Genomic DNA, 20,335 nt, shown 5'->3' with positions numbered 1-20,335 from the left:
GCGTTAATGCCCGGCCATCAGTCGCCGGGCTGCCAGCCGTTGACGATGGGGTAGCGGCGATCGCGGCCGAAGCCGCGCGGCGACACTCGTACGCCGACCGGCGCCTGACGCCGCTTGTATTCGCTGCGATCGACCAGCTTCACGACTTGATAGACATCGTCGCGCTCGAAGCCGGCCTCGATGATCGCCTCGGCGCTCATGTCGCCCTCGATGTAGCGCACCAGGATGGCATCGAGCGTATCGTAGTCGGGCAGCGAGTCGGAATCCTTCTGGTCGGGAGCCAGCTCGGCCGAGGGCGGCCGGGTGATCACCCGCTCGGGAATCGCCGGCGATTGCGCATTGCGCCAGTGGGCCAAGCGATAGACCCAGCTCTTGTAGACATCCTTCAGCGCATTGAAGCCACCTACCATGTCGCCGTAGAGCGTGGCATAGCCCACCGCCATCTCGCTCTTGTTGCCGGTGGTGAGAACCATCAGCCCCTTCTTGTTGGAGATCGCCATCAGCAATACGCCACGACAGCGCGATTGCAGGTTCTCCTCGGTGGTGTCGCGCTCGGTACCGGCAAAGGTATCGGCCAGTGTCGCCGTGAAGGCGTCCACCATCGGCTCAATGGGGAGCACCTCGTAGTGCACGCCCAGCAGCCGGGCCTGCTCGGCGGCGTCCGCCTGGGAGATGTCGGCCGTGTAGCGGTAGGGCATCATCACCGCATGCACCCGCTGGGGGCCAAGCGCATCCACGGCGATGGCCAATGACAGCGCTGAGTCGATTCCCCCGGAAAGGCCGAGCACCACGCCGTCGAAGCCACTCTTGTTGACGTAGTCGCGCAGGCCGCTGACCAGTGCACAGTAGAGGCTCTCCTCGGGCTCCTCTGGGGGCTCGATCTCCCCTTCCACCGGCGCCCAGGCACCCTTCTCCTGCACGAACTGCACCGGCATCAGGCCCGCCTGCCAGTAGGGGGCGACCACCCGCACCTGGCCGGCGGCGTCGACACAGGCCGAACCGCCGTCGAAGACCAGCTCGTCCTGGCCACCGATGGTGTTGACGTAAACCAGCGGCAACGATACTTCGGCGGCACGCTGCTCGAGAAGACGCAAACGCTCCGCGGGCTTGTCATGGTGGTAAGGCGAGGCATTGAGCGTGACCAGTATCTCCGCTCCGGCGTCGCGTGCCGCTCGTACCGGCTCGCCGTCCCACAGGTCCTCGCAGATCAACACGCCGAGCCGGGCGCCTTTGTGCTCGATGACGAGGCTCTGCTCGCCGTTGGCGAAGTAACGTCGTTCGTCGAAGACCTGATAGTTGGGCAGGACCTGCTTGGCGTACTCACCGATCCATTCACCGTTGTAAAGCAGGCCGGCCAGATTGTAGCCGAGACCCTCGCGACGTCCCGGATAGCCGATGATCACCAGTACGTCGCGAGACATCTTCGCCGCCATGCGTGAACGTGCCTCGCGCAGGCGGGTCTCCATGGAAGGACGCAGCAGCAGATCCTCGGGCGGATAGCCGCTCAGGAACAGCTCAGGGAATACCACGATATCGGCCCCGTGCTCGATGCGTGCCTCGCGTACGGCCTCGATGGCGCGATCGGCGTTGCCGGGAATATCCCCGACCAGAGGGTCCAACTGCGCCATTACCAGCGTCAAATCTTGCATGGGCGTAGAAATCTCTTGAGAATCCGTAGTCATGCCATTGTCCCGCAAGGGCGTCCGGCTGGCAAAGCCGCCAACCCAGAGGGGAGCCAAAAAGGATGAACCTGTTGCTCATTCGCCTGATTATCTTCGCCGTGCTGTTCTTCGCCGGCCTGAAGCTCTACCGCATGTACCGAGAGTGGAAGCTCGACCGCGAGGGAGAGCTGGAAGACAAGTCGCACCAGGAGGGCGGTCAGATGGTGCGCTGCGCCTGGTGCCAGGTGCACGTACCGGAGTCCGACGCCCTGCGCGAAAAGGGGGAATGGTTCTGCAGCAGCGCCCATCGCGACCGCTATCTGCAAGAGCAGCAACCCGAAGAGTAGGCCGGCAAGCCGTAGCGGCAATCGCCTACAGAGTCCATCGGCCATGTCTGATGGAAGCGATCTTGCGCTCGACTAGAGTGAACGTCTCGTGAATAGCGGACGACACTCCGGAGAGCGTCATGGAAGCGGCAAACGCCTCGAATCGTGCTGCCTCGCACCAGCGCGGCCTAACCCTCATCGAGCTGCTCATCGTCATTGCCGTGGCAAGCCTATTGATGGGCTGGGCCGTTCCCGGCCTGCAGGCCATGAGCGCCCGGCAGGAAGTGGCGGCCGAGGCGCATCGGCTACGGGTCGCGCTGTCCCTTGGTCGCAACACGGCCATTACCCGGCGCAGTGCAGTAATCGTTTGTCCCAGCCCTGATCGGCTCAGCTGCAACATGGACGACTGGAGCGCTCCTCTGGCCATCGTGCTCGATCCGCTGGCGGGGAACGCCTTCAGCCCCGACGCCCTGCTTCGCGTAGTCGAGGGGGGACGCGGTGTCAGCGTGAGCTATCGCCAGGATGGCAAGCCGGTACGCTATGGCATGCTGGGGCGTTCATCGGGCCACAACGGCACCTTCCGGATCTGCGGCCGGCATGGTCAGGGTACCGAGCTGGTGTTGAGCAATTTCGGGCGGGTACGCGCGGGCAATGCGATCAGCTGCTAGCACGGCGTGAAACCACCAGGGGGTCCCATGCGGCAGGCCATCGTCGGTTACCATCAGGATGAAGAGCGGCATTGGGTGGCGCAATTGGCATGCGGCCACTACCAACATGTGCGACATCAACCGCCTTGGGTCGAGCGCCCCTGGGTAATGACCGAGACCGGGCGCCGCTCGCGCCTCGGCCTCGAACTCAACTGCCTGAAATGTGAGCGCGGCGAACCTCGGGACACTGCCTGAAAGCCGCCTGGGAGCCGAGCCCCGCCACGCGGCACTATCCCTTGGGGCCCATCAGTAGCCAAATGATCAGGCCGACCAGCGGAAACAGCAGCAGCACGACGATCCATAGCAGCTTGGCGATGGGTCCCGCCGGGCTCTTGGCCACCTTGACGATGGCCCACACCAGGATGATCAACCAGATAAGGCCTAGCAGGCCGCCCACTTCGATTCCCATCAGACATCTCCTTGTCCAGCGGTAAGTGTTGGTTCAGAAGTAGCACGCTGCGGCACAGGTAACAATCCGAAACTGTAACCCTGAGTAAGCTTGCCGTTACACAGCGCGGCCAATCCGCCACCAGTCAGGGAGTAAACGCTTCACGTCCCGGCGAAGGTAACGGTCATCCATCAGCACCAGCGTGCCATTGTCCTCGGGGCTGCGAATCACTCTGCCGGCGGCCTGAATCACCTTGATCAGCCCCGGGATGCGATAAGCATAGGCATCACCGTCACCGAAACGTGCCTCGAGTCGGGTCTTCAGCGCTTCGTTGAAGGGATCGAAGGGCGGCAAGCCCAAGGTGGCAATGAAGGCACCGACGAGGCGCTCGCCTGGCAGGTCGATGCCTTCACCAAAGGCCCCGCCCAGCACGGCAAAACCGATACCCTGCCCGCCCGGTCGAAAGCGGGTCAGAAAGGCATCGCGATCGGCCTCGCTCATGGCGCGGGTCTGGCTCCATTGGGGCAGCTCGGGGTGTCGCTGCGAGAGCCGCTCGGCCGCGGCCTGGAGGTAGGCAAAGCTGCTGAAGAAAGCGAGATAGAGCCCAGGCCGGCTGTGGTACTGCCCGGCCAGCTCAGCCACGATCGGGTCGAGCGAGGCTTCGCGGTCGCGCATCCGCGTCGAGATGCCGCCTTGAATGCGCACCTCGAGCTGATCGCGGTGAAATGGCGAGGCAACCGTCTGCCAGACGCAGTCATCGGGTAGACCCAGCAGATCGCGATGGTAATGCGAGGGGCTCAGGGTGGCCGAAAACAGCACGCTGCTGTGAGCCTGGGCGAAGCGCGGCGCCAGGAAATCCGCCGGCACCAGGTTACGCAGGCCCAGAACCGAGCGTCCACGGCCATGCCAGGTGAGATCGCACAGCGAGTGCTCACCGAACGACTCGGCCAGACGAATGAAACCGAGGGCCTCGAACAGCCGTTCCTGTAGAGCGGCATCGGCACCGCCGGGGTGTTCGGCGAGATAGTCGGTCAGCGCCGTCGCCACCTGCTGCAAGGAATTGACGAAACGCCCTGGCAAGTCATCGAGCACGCGATACCCCGGGCTTCCCTGACGGCCCTCATCGGCTCCGCTCTGCTCCCGCACCAGCTTTTGCCACTGACGAAGCAACCGGCCAAGCGGCTTCACCAGCGCTGCGGGGGCACGACGGTGCAGCTGGCTGAAGGTGTGTTGGTCGAGTTCGCTGCTGTACATGCTGCGGGCACGCTCCACCAGATTGTGTGCCTCGTCCACCAGCAGCGCCAGACGCCAGCCGTTGGCCTGAGCCAGGCCATGCAGCAGCGCCGAGACATCGAAGTAGTGGTTCACATCACCCACACAGACGTCGCACCAGCGCGCCAACTCCTGCCCCAGGTAGTAGGGGCACACCTCATGTTCGAGGGCCACCTTGCGCAGTGCCTCACGATCGAGCCAGCCACGTTCGACTGCGGCCTGACGCGCCCCAGGCAGGCGATCGTAGAAGCCCGCCGCCAGCGGGCAGGCATCGCCATGACACGCCTTGTCGGGATGCTCGCAGGCCTTGCTGCGAGCCGTCAGCTCCAGTACCCGCAGGGCTAACGGCGGCTCCGGGCTCCTTGTATCGCGTGCGGTAGCTCCAAGTAGAGTCAGCGCCTCCAGCGCCAACCGTCGTCCCGGGGTCTTCATGGTCAGGAAGGCGATTCGGTCGATGTCCTGTCGCGGCATCGCCTTGAGAGTCGGAAACAGGGTGGCAACGGTCTTACCGATGCCGGTGGGGGCCTGGGCCAGCAGGCAACGACCGGTGGCGGCCGTCTTGTAGACGCCCTCGGCCAGTTCCCGCTGTCCCGGGCGGAATTCGGCATGGGGAAAGGTCAGTGCGGTCAGCGCGGCGTTACGCCGACGGCGATGCTCGCTTTCCTGCTTGGCCCAGCTCAGGAAGCGTTCGCACTGCGCCTCGAAGAACGCGCTGAGTTCGGCGGCGCTGGCCTGCTGGGTAAGCAGCGTCTCGCGCTCGCTGGCGATATCGAAATAGACCAATGCCACGGTCAGGGAATCGAACCCTCGTGCGGCGCACAGCAAGGCGCCATAGACCTTGACCTGAGCCCAGTGCAGCGCACGCTGATTGTGTCCCATGCGCGACAGGTCGCCACGATGGGTCTTGATCTCCTCGAGACGATGGTTGGCCGGATCGAAGCCGTCGGCGCGACCACTGACGACCAGGCCGCGATAGTGGCCCTGCAGGACGATCTCGCTCTCGTAACCTTCAGCGCGACGACCCGCGACCAGACGATGGCCGGCAATGCCCTCGCGGGCACTGGGCGAGGGGGTGAAGCGGTGGTCGAGGTCGCCCTCGCGGGCAGTGAAGTCACACAGCGCTCGCACCGGCACTCGATAGAGCGGTGTTTCGCTCTGCTCGGCGGCATCACTCATGGCACCGATCCGGCTGCCAGCTCACATGGCACACCGCAGCGGGAATGCCATGCTGGCGAAAGCAGGCCAGCCAGCGGCGCTGATTGTCCTGCAGTCGGTCGCCGGGGCCCTTCACCTCGATCAATCGATAGCGAGATTCGGCGGCTTCCGGCGTGAACTGGATGAGATCGGGCAAGCCGGCGCGGTTGGCCCTGAGATCGGTCAGCAGGCGCTCGAAACAGGCCCGCAGATGAACGGCGGGGATACAGCGCAGCGCCAGCTCCAGCATGGGCTCGTCGAGCCCCTCCCAGTGCACGAAGGGTGAGGCCAATCCCCGCTTCTCGCGCCAGGTATTCCATATCGCCTCGCCGTGGCTGCCCTCATCGAGCCGTGCCAGGCTGGCCTCGAACAGCTCACGGCGACGAGCCACGAAGTCGTCGCGATAAAGGTCCGCCGGCCCACTGTGAAAGGGATGGAAGAAAGCGCCTGGCAGCGGAGCGAACAGCGCAGGCCAGCAAAGCAGGCCGAACAGCCCGGTCACCAGGGTGTTCTCGACGTAGTACACCGGGGCGTCGGGCCGCGTCAGATGCTCGGCAACCGCCCGCTCTACGCTTACCGTAGCGGCCCGCGCCAGACAAAGTTCAAAGCGTTGCGGCGTCGCTTCCGGCGCGTGCTCCGGCGCCGCCAAGCCCAACCGGCGGCACAGCCTGGGTACCAGGCGCTCCAGCGCCTGGTGCTCCTGTTCGCAGGCCGGCGCCATCAGCGCCTTGCTGGCAAGGCTATGGGCCTGTCGGTACTCACCCATTCGCTCCAGCAAGCGCAGGCGACGAATACGTGCCTCCACCTGCCCGCCCAGCCCTGCACCGCTTGCGCCGTAGAGTTCGAGGGCCAGTGCCACCCGCCCGGCGCGCTCGGCAGCCTGCCCCAGATGAAACAGCAGCCGGCCGCGTCGCTGCGCCAACCAGACGTTGTCCTCCGGCACCGTCGGCACTGCTGCCATGAGCTCCTCGGGTGTCTCGCCTACCGCAAGGCGTTCGCGTAGTGCATGCAGGCTTAAATAGGCGTCCACCTCCTCTCGATCGCGAAACGCGCGTGAGCCGGGATGCCACTCGACCCGCTCGAAACGCTGCAAGCCAAGCTCGGTCAGTACGAATTCGGACCAGTCCTGACGCAGGTTGCCGAAGAACATCAGCCGCAGCCGGTCGCACCACGGCATCAGGGTCAGCCGCACGATACGCTCTTCGCCCAGCACGGCGCTGGCTTGCGGCCACCATTGCGCCAGGGGTCGTGGCTGATCCAGCTTTGGCAGCAGCGCCTCGCCAATGGCCGCCTTGCTGGCTCTGGGCGTAAGCCCCGCCGCCGCGATCTCCCCGGCCAGGGCCTGGCGCAGCTCATCCAGGCGCAGCAGACGGAACAATTCAACAAGCGTGAGCTTCGGCTCCGCCTCCACCCAGCCGGCCTCGATCAAAGGCGTCATGGCCTCACGGGTCGCACCGATCTCTGCGTATGTGAGTTTCCCACTGCGAAAGCAGTCGCCCTTGCGCATCACCATGCGCACCAGCAGCGCCTGGGCAGCCTTCGGCACGGCCGCAAAGCGTTCAGCGAAGGCCAGCTCCTGCTCGGTCAGCAAATCGGCGTGACGATCACTCACCCAGTCGAGAACGAAGCGAAAGTTCGCCAGATAGTAGAAAGGGTCGTCGAGCGACGCCGTGGACGACACCGGGGCGGAAATACTGTTCATGCATCCATGATATCAGCCTTGCCGCCCTTCGCCAGCATCCACGCTCAGCGCAGACCTGCGGCGAGTGAGCGCACCACCTCGGCCGCCGGCGCCTCACGGCAGGCGCTGGCGTTCTGACCGGCCCATAGCGGTGAAAAATCGCTGCTGCCCGCCGCCTCGGCAGCGCTTCGCAGCGGCGCGATGGCTGAGGTCGCTAGAGGAAAGGCGGGAGCCACGTCACTCAGCGGGCCGAGTTCATGCATCAGCCGCGTGACGATCCCCCGCGCCGGCCGGCCACTGTAGAGGTTGGTCAGAGCAGTGTGGCATGCCGCTTCGCTTTGCAGCGCACGACGATGCAGCGCCGAGGTAGTGGCCTCCGGACAGCACAGGAAGGCGGTTCCGACCTGGACCGCCGAAGCGCCCAACGCCAGGGCTGCCGCCACGCCACGCGCATCGGCGATGCCGCCGGCGGCGATCACCGGCACCGAAACGGCCTTCACCACCTGGGGCAACAGGGCGAAGGTGCCGACCTGGGTGGTCACGTCCTCGCTGAGGAACATGCCGCGATGCCCCCCCGCTTCCAGGCCTTGAGCAATCACCGCATCGGCACCGTATGCCTCGAGCCAGCGCGCCTCTTCGACGGTAGTGGCAGACGACAGCACCCTCGCCCCCCAAGCCTTGACCCGCTCTAACAGTGCTGCATCCGGCAGGCCGAAATGAAAGCTGACCACCTCGGGGCGAAAGGGCTCCAGAGCGTCGCAGGCCGCCGTATCGAATGGCCGCCGGCCGGCCCCCGTCGGCACACTGCCGATATCGAGACCGTATTCGGCGTAATAGGGCTCCAGAGCCCGATGCCAGCGCGCCAGCCGGGCCTCATCCGGCGTCGGTGGCACATGGCAGAAGAAATTGACGTTGAGCGGGCGCGTGGTGGCAGCACGGATGCGCTGCAGCGCCTCCGTCATGGCCTCGGGGGAAAGCATGGCGCAGGGCAAGGCCCCGAGACCACCCGCCTCGCTGACGGCCACGGCCAGCTCACTGCCCTGTACGCCGGCCATGGGGGCCTGAAAGATGGGAAGCTCGATACCGAGCTGGCGGGTCAGGCTCATGGTTCCTCTCCTTGCTGGTTGCGATTGCGCCGCCATGGTCGCTTCGGTCCCAGGGTATCGGCGGCGTAGGCATCTCGCTCACCCATCGGCTTGGGCTCACCTACCGTGGTGTCCTTGCGGGTCTGGCGCTCCATTTCAGCGTTGATCTCGGCGCCCAGCAATACGACGAATGAGGAAAGCCAGAACCACAGCATCAACACCACCACGGCCCCCAGCGAACCGTAGAGCTCATCCATATTGGCAAACTGGCCGACATACAGCGACAGCCCCCCCGAGCCCAACAGCCACAGCAGCGTCGCCACCACCGTACCCATGCTGACCCACTCCCAGCGCGGCGAGCGCCGATAGGGGCCGTAGCGATAGAGCACGGCAACGCCGAACATCATCAAGAGCAGCAGCGCCGGCCAGCGCAGCCAGGTAATCAGCGTGACCACGGGGCCCTCCAGGGCAAGCCAGGCAACGGCCAAGGGATATAGCGCAATGAAGCTGGTCGCCCCGAGCGACATCACGATCAAACCGATGGTCAGTGCCGCGACAACCAGCGTCTTCTTGACCAGCCCCCGCCGGTCTTCCTCTCCGTAGACGACGTTCAGCCCCACCATCAGGCCGCGCACGCCCTTGGAAGCCACGAACATCGCTATCGTCAGGCTCAACAAAGCCGTCAGGCTGAGGCCGGTGTCGGTGTTTTCGCTGACCTCACGGGCTTGCTCGTTGACCAGGTGAGCTCCCCCGGCTGGCATGAAGCGGCTGATCTCGGCGATTTGACTGACCATCTCCGCCGGGTCGAAGACCAATGCCCACAGCGAAATGACCGCAGCAATGGCAGGGAACAATGAAAGCAGCGCATAGAAGGCGATCCCTGCCGCCAGCATGTTGACGCGATCGTCGGCCAACTGCTCCTTGACTCGCCAGAATACGTCCAGCCATCCCGCGCCGGGTATCTGGTTAGGTTTACCCGCCTTGCGGCCCCTCTGCGGCTTCGCCATGTTTCTCCTTAAGGTTGCTGAGCCGGGCGCAGTATCATGCGGGCGTCCCGGATCTCGATATCGAAGCGGTTGAGAAAGCTCATGCCCAGCAGAGCCACATCGCCTTCGAGCCCGGAGCTGACGGAGCCGCGTACTTCAGCGGCCGTAAAGCCGCCCAGGCTGACTTCGTCGAGCAGCGTCAGGTCGCCGCGAACACGCCCGTTCGCGGTGTTGAACCAGGCCGAGCCCGTCCGTTCCAGCCCCAGCCGCTCGGCGAACTCGGCGGGAACGGCCACGTAAGTGGCGCCGGTATCGAGCAAAAACTCGATCGGCTCTCCGTTGATGCGCCCAGTGGCAATGAAGTGCCCCGAGCGATTGCGCTCGAGCACGATCGGCTCCTCCTGCCCTGTCACTGCATTGACCAGATGCGCGTTGGGATTGCGCTGGGCTTCGAGAAAGCCATATAGCCACCAGCTGCCAAACCCGATGAAGGATGCCCAGAACAGCAGCATCATTCCCATGCCAGCGCGCCGGATCGAACCGTTCTGTCGGTTCATGTCCTATCTCCTGTGTGGCAGGTCCCGTCCACTTTGACACTCGCGCATCCGCTGTCTGTAATGAACGGCGTCACGCTTGGCTTTGCTGCGTTGCGCCATCTCCTTCCCCGCCAGGAGCGTCGACTTCGACTCAACAATGACAAGGATAGCTATATGCACGACGGCATCGACACTTCGACAATGATGATTCACAGCCATTCCCGCACGGCCTCGGTTTTGACCAGCGCCAGCCTGGCCGTTGTCCTGCTGGCCAGTACGTCCGCAGCCGCTTGGGACGGCCTGGTAGAGAAGCAGATCTTCGAGATGGAGGAATACACCACCGTCAGCGGGGAGACCATTGCCCCGGTACGCATCGGCTGGGAGGCCTACGGCACCCTCAACGAGGAGAAGGACAACGTCATCCTGATCACCCATTTCTTCTCCGGCACCAGTCACGCCGCAGGCCGCTACGCCGAGGACGATGCCGCCCCCGGCTACTGGGATGCCATCATCGGCCCCGGCAAGCCGCTCGATACCGACGAGTACTACATCATCGCCTCGGACACCCTGGTCAATCTGAACGCCCACGATCCCAACGTGACCACTACCGGACCGGCGACGACCAACCCCGAAACCGGCGAACCGTGGGGCACCGACTTCCCGCTGGTTACCATTCGCGACTTCGTCGAGGTGCAGAAGGCCTTGCTCGAGAGCCAGGGCATAGAGCAGCTGCATGCCGTGATGGGGCCCTCCATGGGCGCCCTGCAGGCCTACGAGTGGGCCAGCGCTTATCCCGACCGGGTCGAGCGGCTGATCTCGGTAATCGGCGGCGGTGTTGCCGATCCCTGGCTGCTGGCGACTCTTAGCGCTTGGGCCGCTCCCATCCGTGTGGACGCCAACTGGAACCAGGGTGACTACTACGACGGCGAGCCTCCGCTGGACGGGCTGCGCGAAGCGCTCAAGCTGGTGACGCTGAACGCCAACCACTGGCAGTGGGCCAATGAAACCTTCGATCGGAGCTGGGCCGACGAGGGCGCCGACCCGACCCGCGAACTCGACGCACGCTATGCCATCGAGCAGACCCTCGACGACATCGCCGCTGCCCGCGCAGAGATCGCCGATGCCAACCACCTGCTTTATCTGGTCAAGGCCAATCAGGCATTCGTTGTCGGACACGACGGGGATCTGGAAGAGGGGCTGGCGCGTATCGAAGCACCCACCCTTATCCTCTACAGCGAGAACGATCTGGTCTTCGCACCGGAGGGCGTGCGCAAGACGGCCGAGCTGATCGAAGCCGGCGGCACCTCGGTCGAGCTCATCACACTGGAGGGCTCGCGCGGCCATCTGGATGGTGTGCTCGGCATCGACCAGGCCGGGGATCGTATCCGCGATTTTCTGTCTCAGTAAGGCGCCCGCTCCCTGACGGCTCAACCCGCCAGGGAGCGCACCAGGAGATAGGCCCCCATGGCCAGCAAGCCGCTGAGGAAGACACGACGGAAGGTCGTTTCCGAGAGCCGGCGGCGCAATCGCTGCCCCAGCTGCATGCCCACCAGGGCCGGCACTACCGCCCCCAGCGATAGCAGCCCCAGTTCCAGGCTGAGCAGCCGCTGGCCACCCATGGAGAGACCCAGCGCCATGGTGGTGACCACGAACAGCACGCCCATGGCCTGGATCAGCATGTCCCTGGGCAAGCCGAGCGACTGCAGGTACGCCACCCCGGGGAAGACCGAAGAGCCGGTCATGCCGGTGAGCAGGCCGGTCAGGGCGCCGTTGATCGGCGCAGCATGACGACCCCGGCTGACCAGCTTGCCGAGGCCGAGGTTGAACAGCCCGGCAAGGGCGTAGAAAACGATCAGTAGCCCGAGCAGACCCGAGAGCCAGCGTACGTCGACCCTGGCGAGGATGCCCACGCCCAGCCACACCGTCACCACCGAGGCCGCCAGGAAGGGCCATAAACGTCGCAGGATCTGCTGCAGATAACCGCCCACCAGGGCCTGCCAGACGTTGGTGATGATGGTGGGCGCCAGCAGCAGCGCCATGGCCGACGGCAGCCCCACCGTGGCCGTGAGCAGCGCCAGCGACACCGTCGGCATGCCCATGCCGACGACACCCTTGACGATACCGGCGACGACGAACGTTGCCGCCACCAGTATCAGCAGCACCGGATCGAAGGTCATGAGGGGGTTACCTCGCCAGAGGCCACCGCGCCGTTGCTCGCTTCCCATTCGGCCGCCGCCTGCTGGCCCCGAACCTGATTGACCGCCAGGCAGATCAGCATGGCGACGATGAACAGCGCCGCGCACAGCAGAATCGAAGCCTGCAGCCCCACCACGGTCTGCAGCAGCCCGAGAGCGACGATCCCGAAAACGCCCGCCAGCTTGTTGGCCAGCCCCCAGAAGCCGAAGAACTCGGCCGACTTGCGCGCGGGGGAGAACAGCCCCACCAGGGCGCGGCTGGCGGACTGACTGGAGCCCAGCGAGAGCCCTGCCAGACAGCCGACGAACAGGAAAAGGTGCTGGGCTTCCCAGGTGAGCCCCAGGCTGGCATTGAGGAAGGCGGTGACCTCCGGCGTGGCCCAGATGGCGAGCACCGCCGCCACCCACAGCAGCAGGGTCAGCTGATAGGTGAACTTGGTACCGATACGATCCTGAATGAAGCCGAAACCCAAGGCGCCGGCTGCCGCCGTGATCTGCACGATGATGAACATGATGTTGCGCACCGACTCGTCCCAGCCGATCACCTGGGCGCCGTAGATGAACGCAAAGGCGATGATGATGTAGACCCCAGCCATGGAGAACAGCAGCGACACCAGGAAGATGCCCAGGTCGCGGAAGCGCCTGAGCTCATGCAGCGTAGTGGAGACCCGCTCCCAGGCGATGTCGCGATAGCGCTTGTGCTGGGGCTGCGGCGTGCCACGCTCCTTTACCCAGAGGAAGGTGGGAATGGCAGCGATCAGGAAAAAAGCCGCAGCAAAAGGACCGACCCAGCGGATGCGCTCGAAGTTGTTCAACGTGGCCTCACCCAACGCCACCAGTGTGAAACCTGCCGCGAACAGGCCACCGACATAGCCCAGCGCCCAGCCGAAGCCGGAAATCTTGCCGAGGTCCTGCGGCGGGCCCAGATCCGGCAGGAAAGCGGCGATGAACGACTCGCCCATGGAATAGGCGTAGTTGGATATCACGATCAGCAGCAGCCCGAGCATGATGTAGCCCGGCGCCACGAAGTAGAGCAGTGCCGTGGCCACCACCGTGACGATGTAGCTGACGAACAAGAAGCGCTTCTTGGCCGCCCGGTAGTCCATCACCGCCCCGCACAGCGGTGCGGTGATCACCACCAGCAGATAGCTCGTGGCGAGCGCCAGGCTCCATAGCAGATTGGCCAGCCGGAAGCCATCCTCGCGGTCACCGACGATGACGGTGGTGAACAGCTCACCGAACACGACGGTGATGATCAAGAGCGTATACGCCTGGTTGGCGAAGTCGAACATCGCCCAGCCCAGGATTTCCTTGTTCGATGCCCGCTGCCTGGCGCCAGCGCTACCAGTCGCCGGTGTCACGCTCATCCCCTTTCTCCTATGCCCTTTGGGAGCTCCCCCGAAGCGCTAAGCCTACCAGCAATTCGTGTCCGACATGACGCAGGAGCGGCTTTCACTACACTGGAAGGAAGTGCTGAACAAATCGACGAGCGAGACGAAGCACAAGACGCACTGAGCACGGTAACCGAAGCATATGGAATATGTGAGGGTTCCGCGCAACGCAGCGATTCGCTCGCGCTGGCATTTGTACAGTGTTTCCGTAGGGACACACTTGGACGGAGGTGAATAATGAATGGACGCTGGAGTGGTACCCCACTGCTGACCCTGGCCATGGTCGCGGCAGCCGCCGGCGCCGATGAGGTGACGTTGAGCACCGATCATCATGAGCTGAGGCTGGTACCGGTAGCGGAAGATCTCGATCAGCCCTGGGGCGTTGCCGTACTGCCCGGCGAGCTCTACGTGATAAGTGAACGCACCGGACAGCTCAGGATCTTCCACAACGATGAGAGCCAGACGGTGGAAGGCCTGCCCGGCATCCACGTCGAAGGACAGGGAGGACTGCTCGATGTAGCCGCCTCACCGGACTACCCCGACTCAGGCTGGATTTACTTCACCTATTCCAGTGGCGACAGCGACTCCACCGCCACGGCGTTGGCGCGGGGCCGGCTAGCGGGGGACCAGTTGACGGAAGTGGAAGAGCTGTTCGAACAGAACCGGCGTTCCGAACCCGGATCACGATCGGGCTCGCGACTGGCCTGGATGGACGACGGTACCCTGCTGATGTCGATAGGCGACCGCGACTCATCCGAGCGGGCCCAGGACACCAACGATCATGCCGGCTCGATACTGCGGCTTAATCCGCAGGGTCTGGCGCCCGAGGACAATCCTCTGTTCGAAGAGGCTGGCTATCTGCCCGAAATCTACTCCTGGGGGCACCGCCATGTACTCGGCCTGGCGGTGGGTGAGACCCGCGGCGATGTCTGGGCCGTGGAAGCACGCAACAGCGGACACGACGAACTCATCCGCATACGCAGCGGTGAGAACCACGGCTGGTCTGGAGAGGAAGACAGCGAAGAGTCTGCCGGTGCAGACTTCCTGGACGATCTCGCCAGCGGTGAGCTATTCAGCGATGAGGACGTCGTCGCCCCCTCCTACCGCTTCGAATCCGATGTGTCCCCCGCGGGACTGGCGGTGATCGACGGTGACCGCTACCCACAGTGGCAAGGTAACCTGCTCGTAGGCGGCCTGGAAAGCGAGCAGCTCTACCGCTTCGAGGTAAACGGTGAAGAGGTGGTGGCAGTGGAAGAACTGCTCGACCAGCCCTTGGGGCCGGTGCGCGACATACGCCTAAGCCCTGAGGGGTATCTCTACGTTCTGATCGGCGACGAGGAGGGCACCCTCTACCGGCTCGAACTCGACGAATAAGTTTCCTTTCGGCCCGCCGTACGGCGGGCCTCATCCCCCTTGCGTGGACACGGTACAGCTTCACTTCTCACGCTCCCCCGGGCATTATCGGAGTTAATCCAGGTTAAGTACTCCGCCTGTGTGGCTTCGCATCCGAAAGGCTCCTGCCATGAGCACGAGCGTGCGAACGAGGCCAGCAAGCCAAGAGAAAAAGAAAAACAGCAAGGGGCACAGGACACATGAAAAAGTGGTGGTCATCGCTGTTGCCGTTGCTCGTGCTACATTCGTTCCCGGCTGCCGCCAGCCTGGCGGAGCTGACCTTCATCACCGAAGAGTATCCCCCTTATAACTACCGCCAGAATGAGCGCCTCGAAGGATTGTCCATCGAACTGCTCGAGCGGATCTTCGCCGAAACGGATACCGATCTGTCTCGGGACGACGTGCACTTCTATCCTTGGGCGCGAGGCTATGAAACGGCTCTCTCCGAGCCCAATACGGTGCTGTTTTCCACCACGCGCACCGAGCAGCGTGAAGACCTCTTCCAGTGGGTGGGCCCCATCGCCACCGACAGGGTGACGCTGATCGCCAGGCGTGACCGTGACATCCAGCTCGACGACATCGACGACGTCATCGCCGGAAGATACCGTATCGCCGTCATTCGCGAGGATATCGGCGCCCAGAAGCTCCAGGCAGCTGGAGTGCCCAGTGAGCAGATTCATGCAGCGATCTCCAGCGTCAGTGCCCTGCGCATGCTCGAACGAGGCCGGGTGGACCTGTGGGCCTATGGCGAGGATGTCGCCTTCTGGCTGATGCATGAAGAGGGCCTGCCCACCACCGACTTCGCGCCGGCACTGACCATTAGCGAATCCGATCTCTACTACGCTCTGAATCGCGACACCGACCCGCGCCTGGTACAGCGCATGCAAGCGGCACTGGACCAGCTTCAGAGCCGTGGCGTCGTCAGTGAAATTCTCGGTGGCAACATTGCCTTCAATACCGAGGAGTACCCACCCTATAACTACCAGGGAGAAGACGGCACCATCACGGGGATTTCCACGGAGCGGCTGCGCGCCGCATTGGCCGAAGCCGGACTCGAGGCCGAATTCAGATTGCTGCCATGGGCACGGGCCTATACTGAGGCCCAGCTGCGCGAACGCCACTGCGTCTACTCGACCACCCGAACACCCGAGCGTGAATCGCTGTTCACCTGGGTGGGGCCGCTGACATCCAGCACCTGGGCCGCCTTCGCCCTGGAGGACGCCGGTATCGAGGCTGCGTCCCTGAATGACCTGACGACCCTGCGCGTCGGCAGCTTTCGCGAGGATGCCGTAGGCCAGTACGCCGCCAATCAGGACGTTCCTATCGTCGTCGCCAGCGCCGAACGCGAGAACATTGGCCGCCTGCGTGCCGGTGTAATCGATGCTTGGGTCACCGGCGAACACACTGCTAACTACCTTGCCGAAGAGGCCGATCTACCGCTGCGCCGTCTGTTCGCGTTCAACGAGGTGGATCTCTATCTCGCCTGCCACCCTTCGGTGCCCGAACACTTCATTACCCGCTTGCAAGCTGCACTCGACCGGACTCATGACGTCGTGGAGACGCCCCCGTGAATCAATCCTCTGGCATGGAACGCCAGCCCCGCAGGCGCAGCCTGACCGCCAAGCAAGCCGGCCTCACCCTCATCATTGCGCTGGTGCTGAGCATACTCGCCGGCACAGTCGAGTTGGCGCTGGATGCACGGGCGATGCAGCGCGAAATCGTGAACGAAACCCGCGTGCGCCTCGACCTGGTACATGGCACCGCGGCCGAAGCCGCTTTCCAGCTCAATCCCGAGCTGGCGGAACAGGTAGTCAACGGCCTTTTCCAGGGTGGCCCCGTTGCCAGCGTGGCCATTCGTGACGACTTCCAGCGCGCCATGGCCGAGCGCCAGCGCGAGACTGAGCCGACCGCCAACCGGTTCGCCCAGGCGCTGTTCGGCGATATCCTCCACTATCGCAAAACCCTCTATTACCAGGCCGGCACCCATGCCACCCCACAGCCCATCGGCGAGCTATCCCTGAGCCTGGCGATCGACAGTCTGGCTCATGACTTCAGCCAGCGTAGCCTGCTGATCTTCTCGCTCGGCGTGGTAAAGGCGCTGGCCATTGCGGCACTGCTGGCACTGGTGTTCCACTGGTTCGTCACTCGCCCGCTGCTCAAGGTGCATGCGGCCATCGCTGCCACCGACCCTAACCATCCCGGCCGCTGGCCCAAGCCGGCCATGGGCCGTCATGTCAACGACGAGCTGGGCCATCTGGTGGCTAGCGTCGATCAACTGCTGCAGGCCTTTCAGCGTGGCCTGGACCAGCGTGACCAGCTGCATCAGATTTCCACGATCGATGGCCTGACAGGTATCGCCAATCGCCGCCACTTCGATACCTTTCTTCACCAGGAGTGGCAGCGCGCCCAGCGAAGCGACCATGCCATTTCAGTGATCTTCATCGATATCGACCATTTCAAGGAGTTCAACGATCACTACGGCCATGTGGCCGGCGACGACACCTTGAGAGCCATTGCCAAGGCGCTCACCCGAGTCGTACACCGCGCCTCCGATCTGGTGGCACGCTACGGCGGCGAGGAGTTTGTCTGCGTGCTGCCGGACACCGATCTGGAGGGCGCCGAGCTAGTGGCCCAACGCATTCAGAAAGAGATCCGCGACCTCGACATCGCCCACGAACACTCCACCCGCTCGGGGCGGGTCACCGCCAGTTTCGGGGTGTCCAGCAGCAAACCCGCCCACGACGGAAGCAGCTGTGAGGCGCTGCTGGCCCAGGCCGACGGCCAGCTCTATCGCGCCAAGCGACAGGGCCGCGACCAAGTCGCCGTTCAGAACTGAACTGCCCAGGGAACCGGCGGGTAAGCTGAGGATCGATAGAGTAGAACCCGAGGCGGAGAAGATGCATGAGCAGACGTGACGAGTTCATCGAACAGATGAAGGCGCGACTGGACGAGTGGAACGCCGAGATCGAAGCCTTGGCGGCTCGTGCGCGCCAGGCAAGCGTCGAGGCACAGGCCCGATACCACGACGACATCGAACGTCTGAAGCGGCGCCGCGACGAAACCCAGCGGCGGCTCGAAGAGTTGCAGTATGCCAGCGAGGCGGCTTGGGATGCTCTGCAGCAAGGGCTCGACGACGCCTGGGAGCTGATGCGCAAGGCGTTGCGCGACGCCCAACGCCATGCGCCGCCACCAAAGGACGTCAATCAGCCGGGGGACGAACCGCCCCGTTCGCCGGGCGGCTCTCCCTAGCGCTTGTCCTCACTATCCGGCGCCTTGGCATCGGGCGCGTGCACCTCGCTGCCGCGCTGCAGCCTGTCGATCGACTCACCCCCCTGGCGTGTCAGCTGCGCCAGGCGGTCGATCTGGGCGTCGAGCTGAGGCAGCGCTTCCTGGCGGTAGCGGGATAGGTCGTCGATAGCGCCGAGCACGTCATCGAAGGCCTGTTCCAGCGCCTGCATGTCGAGCTGAGCCGAGGAAGCGCGGGTCTGTATCTCCACTCCCTGCTGGCGCAACGCCTTGGCCGTCCCTGCAATCATCTCCGAGGTCGTGGTGTTGAGCGACTCCACGCGATCCAGGACCAGGCGCTGATTGGCCAGCGCCAACGCCACCGCCACCGCCACGGTCAGCGCCGAGACAGTGACATGCAGGGCTCGGTCGACGCCGCGGATCAGCTCGCGATTGTTGCGAATGATCACCTCCAGCGCCAGCACGCCCTGCTGACTCACCGCCTGCTGCTGCTGAAGGTCGAGAATGCGCTGGCGCAGCGGGAACAGCAGCTCTTCCTCGATGAATCCCCGCTGGGGGTGCTCGTCACCCATCTGCTGCAGCGCCTGAGCCAGGCGCCTGTCGATCAGCCGCCCCAGGTCGACCTGACGCTGAAGGCGGCCCAGCAGCTGGCGTAGGCTCTCCTGGTCGTCACTGAGGGTAATGTTGTCGCGGCGCAGCATATCGCGGCCGGATTCAAGGTCGGCGATGATCGCATCCAGCGCCTGCTGGGCGTTCTCGAATTTGCGGAAGTAGCGCTGCACGCGGCTACCGGCACCGGGTATCCGGGAAAGCAAGCGGTCGAAAGTCCCTGACGCCAGGCGGTGTTGATGGGGGTCGAGTTCCTGCATGTGGCCGCGCAGGTCGATCAGGGCCTTGGCCACGGGGCCGCCCTCATCGCCCTGATGGGCCAGCTTGCGCAGCGGTGCCTGCAGCATTTCGCTGTGATGCGCCGCCTGCTGCTGCAGCTCCAGACCCATCTCGTCCACCGCACGCCGCTGCCGGTCGAGCCCGGCACCTTCGCTGGCCAGCACTTCGTCAACGAAGGTATCGGCCAACTGCTCTAGTTCAGGGTCGTCGATCACGATCTCATCGCTGTCCGAAGGCACCGGAGCGACCTCCTCGAGCTCACTGGCGATCTGCTCCAATGGCGGCAGCGAGAGCGATGAGCCACGTTCGGACGGCTGCTTCATATGCGTTCTCCCTTCAGGCCTTTCCCGCACCTTATCAACAATGTCAGGCGTGATGCTCGCCCTGGCCTGGGCCAGGTCAACGTCGCTCGCTGCGACTGTACCGCTCGGCACCCTCGATGAAACGCCGCAAGTCCTCCAGAGCACGGTCGGTCGCGAGCGAGGCCTGAGGCCGCTCCGTTTCCACCCGCGCCAAGGCCACTGCCGTATCGTCGAGCAGGGTCAACGCCGACTCGTTGCGTGCCACCAGGCGGCGAATGCGTCGGTCGGTCTCCTCGATGAGTTCCAGACGGCGCTTCAGCGCGATCCGTTCCTCGACCGAGAGCCGGCTGCTGCCCTCCTGCTCCAGGCGACGGCGCACGTAGTCGCCATCGAGCCCCATGACGCCTCGTGCCTGGGCAGACATGGAAGTGAAGGTATCCACCACCCCGAGGCAAACTTCAGTGATCAGGCTGCGGGAGCGCTCGTAGGCCAGCTCGCTGCGGTCGAAGCGGTTGCCCAGCAGCTCCATCACGTGCGCATAGCGGGTATAGAAACGATCCACCTGGCTCGCCAGGTCACCGCGTTTGACGTCGAGCAGCTGCTGCTTGGCGCGGCACAGCGCCAGTGTCAGCTCGTCGGCACCCACCGGCGGCTTCGCCGGATCGAGTTCCGCCACCCCGGCTTCCCGCGCGCTGCGCTCACGTTCGGCGCGCTTGCGCTCGGATTCGGCCGCCAGCCGTTCCTGCAACTGCCGCTGGTGCCTCCTGGCACGCCAGCGACGCCAGCCCCGCTCAACGGGCAGCGCTACCCCCACCGCTACCAGGCCGGCTAGCCAGCCGCCAAGGGTGGGGCCAAATCCGCCCCACAGCGAAGTCAGCCACAGCAGTGTGCTGATGAAGGGCACCAGCAAACAGTAGCGAAACAGGACTTGAAAGCGATTGGGGTTCTCGGTGGGCAACGCCAGACGCGGGTTGGCCAGCCCGACCAGACACCACGGCAGGCAGGTGACGAACAGCCCATATGCGAATCCCTGCAGAAATCCCAGCATAAGCCTCGTGCGCCAGCGGGTAGATGTTTCCGAGTGT

At 64.3% G+C, this 20,335-nt stretch carries 19 protein-coding genes; 8 read left to right on the top strand and 11 right to left on the bottom strand.

Annotation, left to right across the window (positions count from 1 at the left end; all coding sequences use genetic code 11):
- Positions 1-17: 17 nt before the first annotated feature.
- On the bottom strand, positions 18-1,649 hold the full coding sequence (locus tag AC2VNO_RS07665; RefSeq protein ID WP_486933579.1) for an NAD+ synthase: 1,632 nt from the start codon (positions 1,647-1,649) through the stop codon (positions 18-20).
- A 95-nt stretch (positions 1,650-1,744) separates the two neighbouring features.
- Here AC2VNO_RS07665 and AC2VNO_RS07660 point away from each other — a divergent pair, with 95 nt between their 5' ends.
- The 3 genes from AC2VNO_RS07660 (at position 1,745) to AC2VNO_RS07650 (ending at position 2,889) form a co-directional block, all read left to right on the top strand.
- Positions 1,745-2,008 carry a PP0621 family protein gene (locus tag AC2VNO_RS07660; protein WP_228579371.1) on the top strand — a complete coding sequence of 88 codons (264 nt, stop codon included), beginning with the start codon at positions 1,745-1,747 and terminating at the stop codon, positions 2,006-2,008.
- 119 nt (positions 2,009-2,127) lie between these two features.
- On the top strand, positions 2,128-2,655 hold the full coding sequence (locus tag AC2VNO_RS07655) for a GspH/FimT family pseudopilin (RefSeq protein WP_486933578.1): 528 nt from the start codon (positions 2,128-2,130) through the stop codon (positions 2,653-2,655).
- Positions 2,656-2,682: 27 nt separating this feature from the next.
- Positions 2,683-2,889, top strand: a complete 207-nt coding sequence (locus AC2VNO_RS07650; RefSeq protein ID WP_486933577.1) for a DUF3565 domain-containing protein — start codon at positions 2,683-2,685, stop codon at positions 2,887-2,889.
- Positions 2,890-2,923: 34 nt separating this feature from the next.
- Here the strand turns inward: AC2VNO_RS07650 and AC2VNO_RS07645 are convergent, their stop codons facing one another.
- The 6 genes from AC2VNO_RS07645 to AC2VNO_RS07620 form a co-directional block, all read right to left on the bottom strand.
- Positions 2,924-3,103 (bottom strand): PLDc N-terminal domain-containing protein, encoded by a 180-nt coding sequence (locus tag AC2VNO_RS07645; RefSeq protein ID WP_228579377.1) that lies wholly within the window; start codon positions 3,101-3,103, stop codon positions 2,924-2,926.
- Between the two features lie 96 nt (positions 3,104-3,199).
- Positions 3,200-5,530: an ATP-dependent DNA helicase gene (locus AC2VNO_RS07640; protein ID WP_486933576.1), complete on the bottom strand. Its 2,331-nt coding sequence runs from the start codon at positions 5,528-5,530 to the stop codon at positions 3,200-3,202.
- Positions 5,523-7,250: a VRR-NUC domain-containing protein gene (locus tag AC2VNO_RS07635; protein ID WP_486933575.1), complete on the bottom strand. Its 1,728-nt coding sequence runs from the start codon at positions 7,248-7,250 to the stop codon at positions 5,523-5,525. Before AC2VNO_RS07635 ends, AC2VNO_RS07640 begins: the two co-directional genes overlap by 8 nt.
- 44 nt (positions 7,251-7,294) lie before the next feature.
- Positions 7,295-8,335: an NAD(P)H-dependent flavin oxidoreductase gene (locus AC2VNO_RS07630; protein ID WP_486933574.1), complete on the bottom strand. Its 1,041-nt coding sequence runs from the start codon at positions 8,333-8,335 to the stop codon at positions 7,295-7,297.
- The gene (locus tag AC2VNO_RS07625; RefSeq protein ID WP_486933573.1) at positions 8,332-9,321 is read right to left on the bottom strand and encodes a YihY/virulence factor BrkB family protein; all 990 of its coding nucleotides are present in this window, start codon (positions 9,319-9,321) and stop codon (positions 8,332-8,334) included. The genes AC2VNO_RS07630 and AC2VNO_RS07625 overlap by 4 nt, the downstream gene beginning before the upstream one ends.
- A gap of 8 nt (positions 9,322-9,329) precedes the next feature.
- Positions 9,330-9,857 carry a retropepsin-like aspartic protease family protein gene (locus AC2VNO_RS07620; RefSeq protein WP_486933572.1) on the bottom strand — a complete coding sequence of 176 codons (528 nt, stop codon included), beginning with the start codon at positions 9,855-9,857 and terminating at the stop codon, positions 9,330-9,332.
- Between the two features lie 153 nt (positions 9,858-10,010).
- On the opposite strand from AC2VNO_RS07620, the gene AC2VNO_RS07615 reads away from it, so the two are divergent.
- Entirely contained in the window at positions 10,011-11,243 is a 1,233-nt protein-coding gene (locus tag AC2VNO_RS07615; protein ID WP_486933571.1) for an E22 family MetX-like putative esterase, read from the top strand.
- 20 nt (positions 11,244-11,263) lie between these two features.
- On the opposite strand, the gene AC2VNO_RS07610 is transcribed toward AC2VNO_RS07615, so the two are convergent.
- Together AC2VNO_RS07610 and AC2VNO_RS07605 are read right to left on the bottom strand one after the other, a co-directional pair.
- On the bottom strand, positions 11,264-12,013 hold the full coding sequence (locus AC2VNO_RS07610; protein WP_486933570.1) for a sulfite exporter TauE/SafE family protein: 750 nt from the start codon (positions 12,011-12,013) through the stop codon (positions 11,264-11,266).
- Positions 12,010-13,398 (bottom strand): MFS transporter, encoded by a 1,389-nt coding sequence (locus AC2VNO_RS07605; RefSeq protein WP_486933569.1) that lies wholly within the window; start codon positions 13,396-13,398, stop codon positions 12,010-12,012. The genes AC2VNO_RS07610 and AC2VNO_RS07605 overlap by 4 nt, the downstream gene beginning before the upstream one ends.
- A gap of 261 nt (positions 13,399-13,659) precedes the next feature.
- Here AC2VNO_RS07605 and AC2VNO_RS07600 point away from each other — a divergent pair, with 261 nt between their 5' ends.
- From AC2VNO_RS07600 to AC2VNO_RS07585, 4 genes are all read left to right on the top strand, one after another.
- Positions 13,660-14,796: a PQQ-dependent sugar dehydrogenase gene (locus AC2VNO_RS07600; RefSeq protein ID WP_486933568.1), complete on the top strand. Its 1,137-nt coding sequence runs from the start codon at positions 13,660-13,662 to the stop codon at positions 14,794-14,796.
- Positions 14,797-15,014: 218 nt separating this feature from the next.
- Positions 15,015-16,385 (top strand): substrate-binding periplasmic protein, encoded by a 1,371-nt coding sequence (locus AC2VNO_RS07595; protein ID WP_486933567.1) that lies wholly within the window; start codon positions 15,015-15,017, stop codon positions 16,383-16,385.
- Positions 16,382-17,650, top strand: a complete 1,269-nt coding sequence (locus AC2VNO_RS07590; protein ID WP_486933566.1) for a GGDEF domain-containing protein — start codon at positions 16,382-16,384, stop codon at positions 17,648-17,650. Before AC2VNO_RS07595 ends, AC2VNO_RS07590 begins: the two co-directional genes overlap by 4 nt.
- 65 nt (positions 17,651-17,715) lie before the next feature.
- Positions 17,716-18,063 (top strand): sll1863 family stress response protein, encoded by a 348-nt coding sequence (locus AC2VNO_RS07585; RefSeq protein ID WP_486933565.1) that lies wholly within the window; start codon positions 17,716-17,718, stop codon positions 18,061-18,063.
- Here the strand turns inward: AC2VNO_RS07585 and AC2VNO_RS07580 are convergent.
- Together AC2VNO_RS07580 and AC2VNO_RS07575 are read right to left on the bottom strand one after the other, a co-directional pair.
- Positions 18,060-19,271, bottom strand: coding sequence for a toxic anion resistance protein (locus AC2VNO_RS07580; protein ID WP_486933564.1), 1,212 nt, complete (start codon positions 19,269-19,271; stop codon positions 18,060-18,062). The two genes, AC2VNO_RS07585 and AC2VNO_RS07580, sit on opposite strands and share 4 nt — an antisense overlap.
- 76 nt (positions 19,272-19,347) lie before the next feature.
- Entirely contained in the window at positions 19,348-20,298 is a 951-nt protein-coding gene (locus AC2VNO_RS07575; RefSeq protein WP_486933563.1) for a cobyrinic acid a,c-diamide synthase, read from the bottom strand.
- Positions 20,299-20,335: the final 37 nt, after the last annotated feature.

It is taken from the genome of Halomonas sp. TH-94, assembly GCF_057473365.1.
This window is presented reverse-complemented; position numbering and strand designations above follow the sequence as displayed.

Coding starts and splice junctions, on each gene's coding strand:
- AC2VNO_RS07665 (WP_486933579.1), bottom strand. CDS start 1,649: ATGCAAGATTTGACGCTGGTAATGGCGCAGTTGGACCCTCTGGTCGGG.
- AC2VNO_RS07660 (WP_228579371.1), top strand. CDS start 1,745: ATGAACCTGTTGCTCATTCGCCTGATTATCTTCGCCGTGCTGTTCTTC.
- AC2VNO_RS07655 (WP_486933578.1), top strand. CDS start 2,128: ATGGAAGCGGCAAACGCCTCGAATCGTGCTGCCTCGCACCAGCGCGGC.
- AC2VNO_RS07650 (WP_486933577.1), top strand. CDS start 2,683: ATGCGGCAGGCCATCGTCGGTTACCATCAGGATGAAGAGCGGCATTGG.
- AC2VNO_RS07645 (WP_228579377.1), bottom strand. CDS start 3,103: ATGGGAATCGAAGTGGGCGGCCTGCTAGGCCTTATCTGGTTGATCATC.
- AC2VNO_RS07640 (WP_486933576.1), bottom strand. CDS start 5,530: ATGAGTGATGCCGCCGAGCAGAGCGAAACACCGCTCTATCGAGTGCCG.
- AC2VNO_RS07635 (WP_486933575.1), bottom strand. CDS start 7,250: ATGAACAGTATTTCCGCCCCGGTGTCGTCCACGGCGTCGCTCGACGAC.
- AC2VNO_RS07630 (WP_486933574.1), bottom strand. CDS start 8,335: ATGAGCCTGACCCGCCAGCTCGGTATCGAGCTTCCCATCTTTCAGGCC.
- AC2VNO_RS07625 (WP_486933573.1), bottom strand. CDS start 9,321: ATGGCGAAGCCGCAGAGGGGCCGCAAGGCGGGTAAACCTAACCAGATA.
- AC2VNO_RS07620 (WP_486933572.1), bottom strand. CDS start 9,857: ATGAACCGACAGAACGGTTCGATCCGGCGCGCTGGCATGGGAATGATG.
- AC2VNO_RS07615 (WP_486933571.1), top strand. CDS start 10,011: ATGCACGACGGCATCGACACTTCGACAATGATGATTCACAGCCATTCC.
- AC2VNO_RS07610 (WP_486933570.1), bottom strand. CDS start 12,013: ATGACCTTCGATCCGGTGCTGCTGATACTGGTGGCGGCAACGTTCGTC.
- AC2VNO_RS07605 (WP_486933569.1), bottom strand. CDS start 13,398: ATGAGCGTGACACCGGCGACTGGTAGCGCTGGCGCCAGGCAGCGGGCA.
- AC2VNO_RS07600 (WP_486933568.1), top strand. CDS start 13,660: ATGAATGGACGCTGGAGTGGTACCCCACTGCTGACCCTGGCCATGGTC.
- AC2VNO_RS07595 (WP_486933567.1), top strand. CDS start 15,015: ATGAAAAAGTGGTGGTCATCGCTGTTGCCGTTGCTCGTGCTACATTCG.
- AC2VNO_RS07585 (WP_486933565.1), top strand. CDS start 17,716: ATGAGCAGACGTGACGAGTTCATCGAACAGATGAAGGCGCGACTGGAC.
- AC2VNO_RS07580 (WP_486933564.1), bottom strand. CDS start 19,271: ATGAAGCAGCCGTCCGAACGTGGCTCATCGCTCTCGCTGCCGCCATTG.
- AC2VNO_RS07575 (WP_486933563.1), bottom strand. CDS start 20,298: ATGCTGGGATTTCTGCAGGGATTCGCATATGGGCTGTTCGTCACCTGC.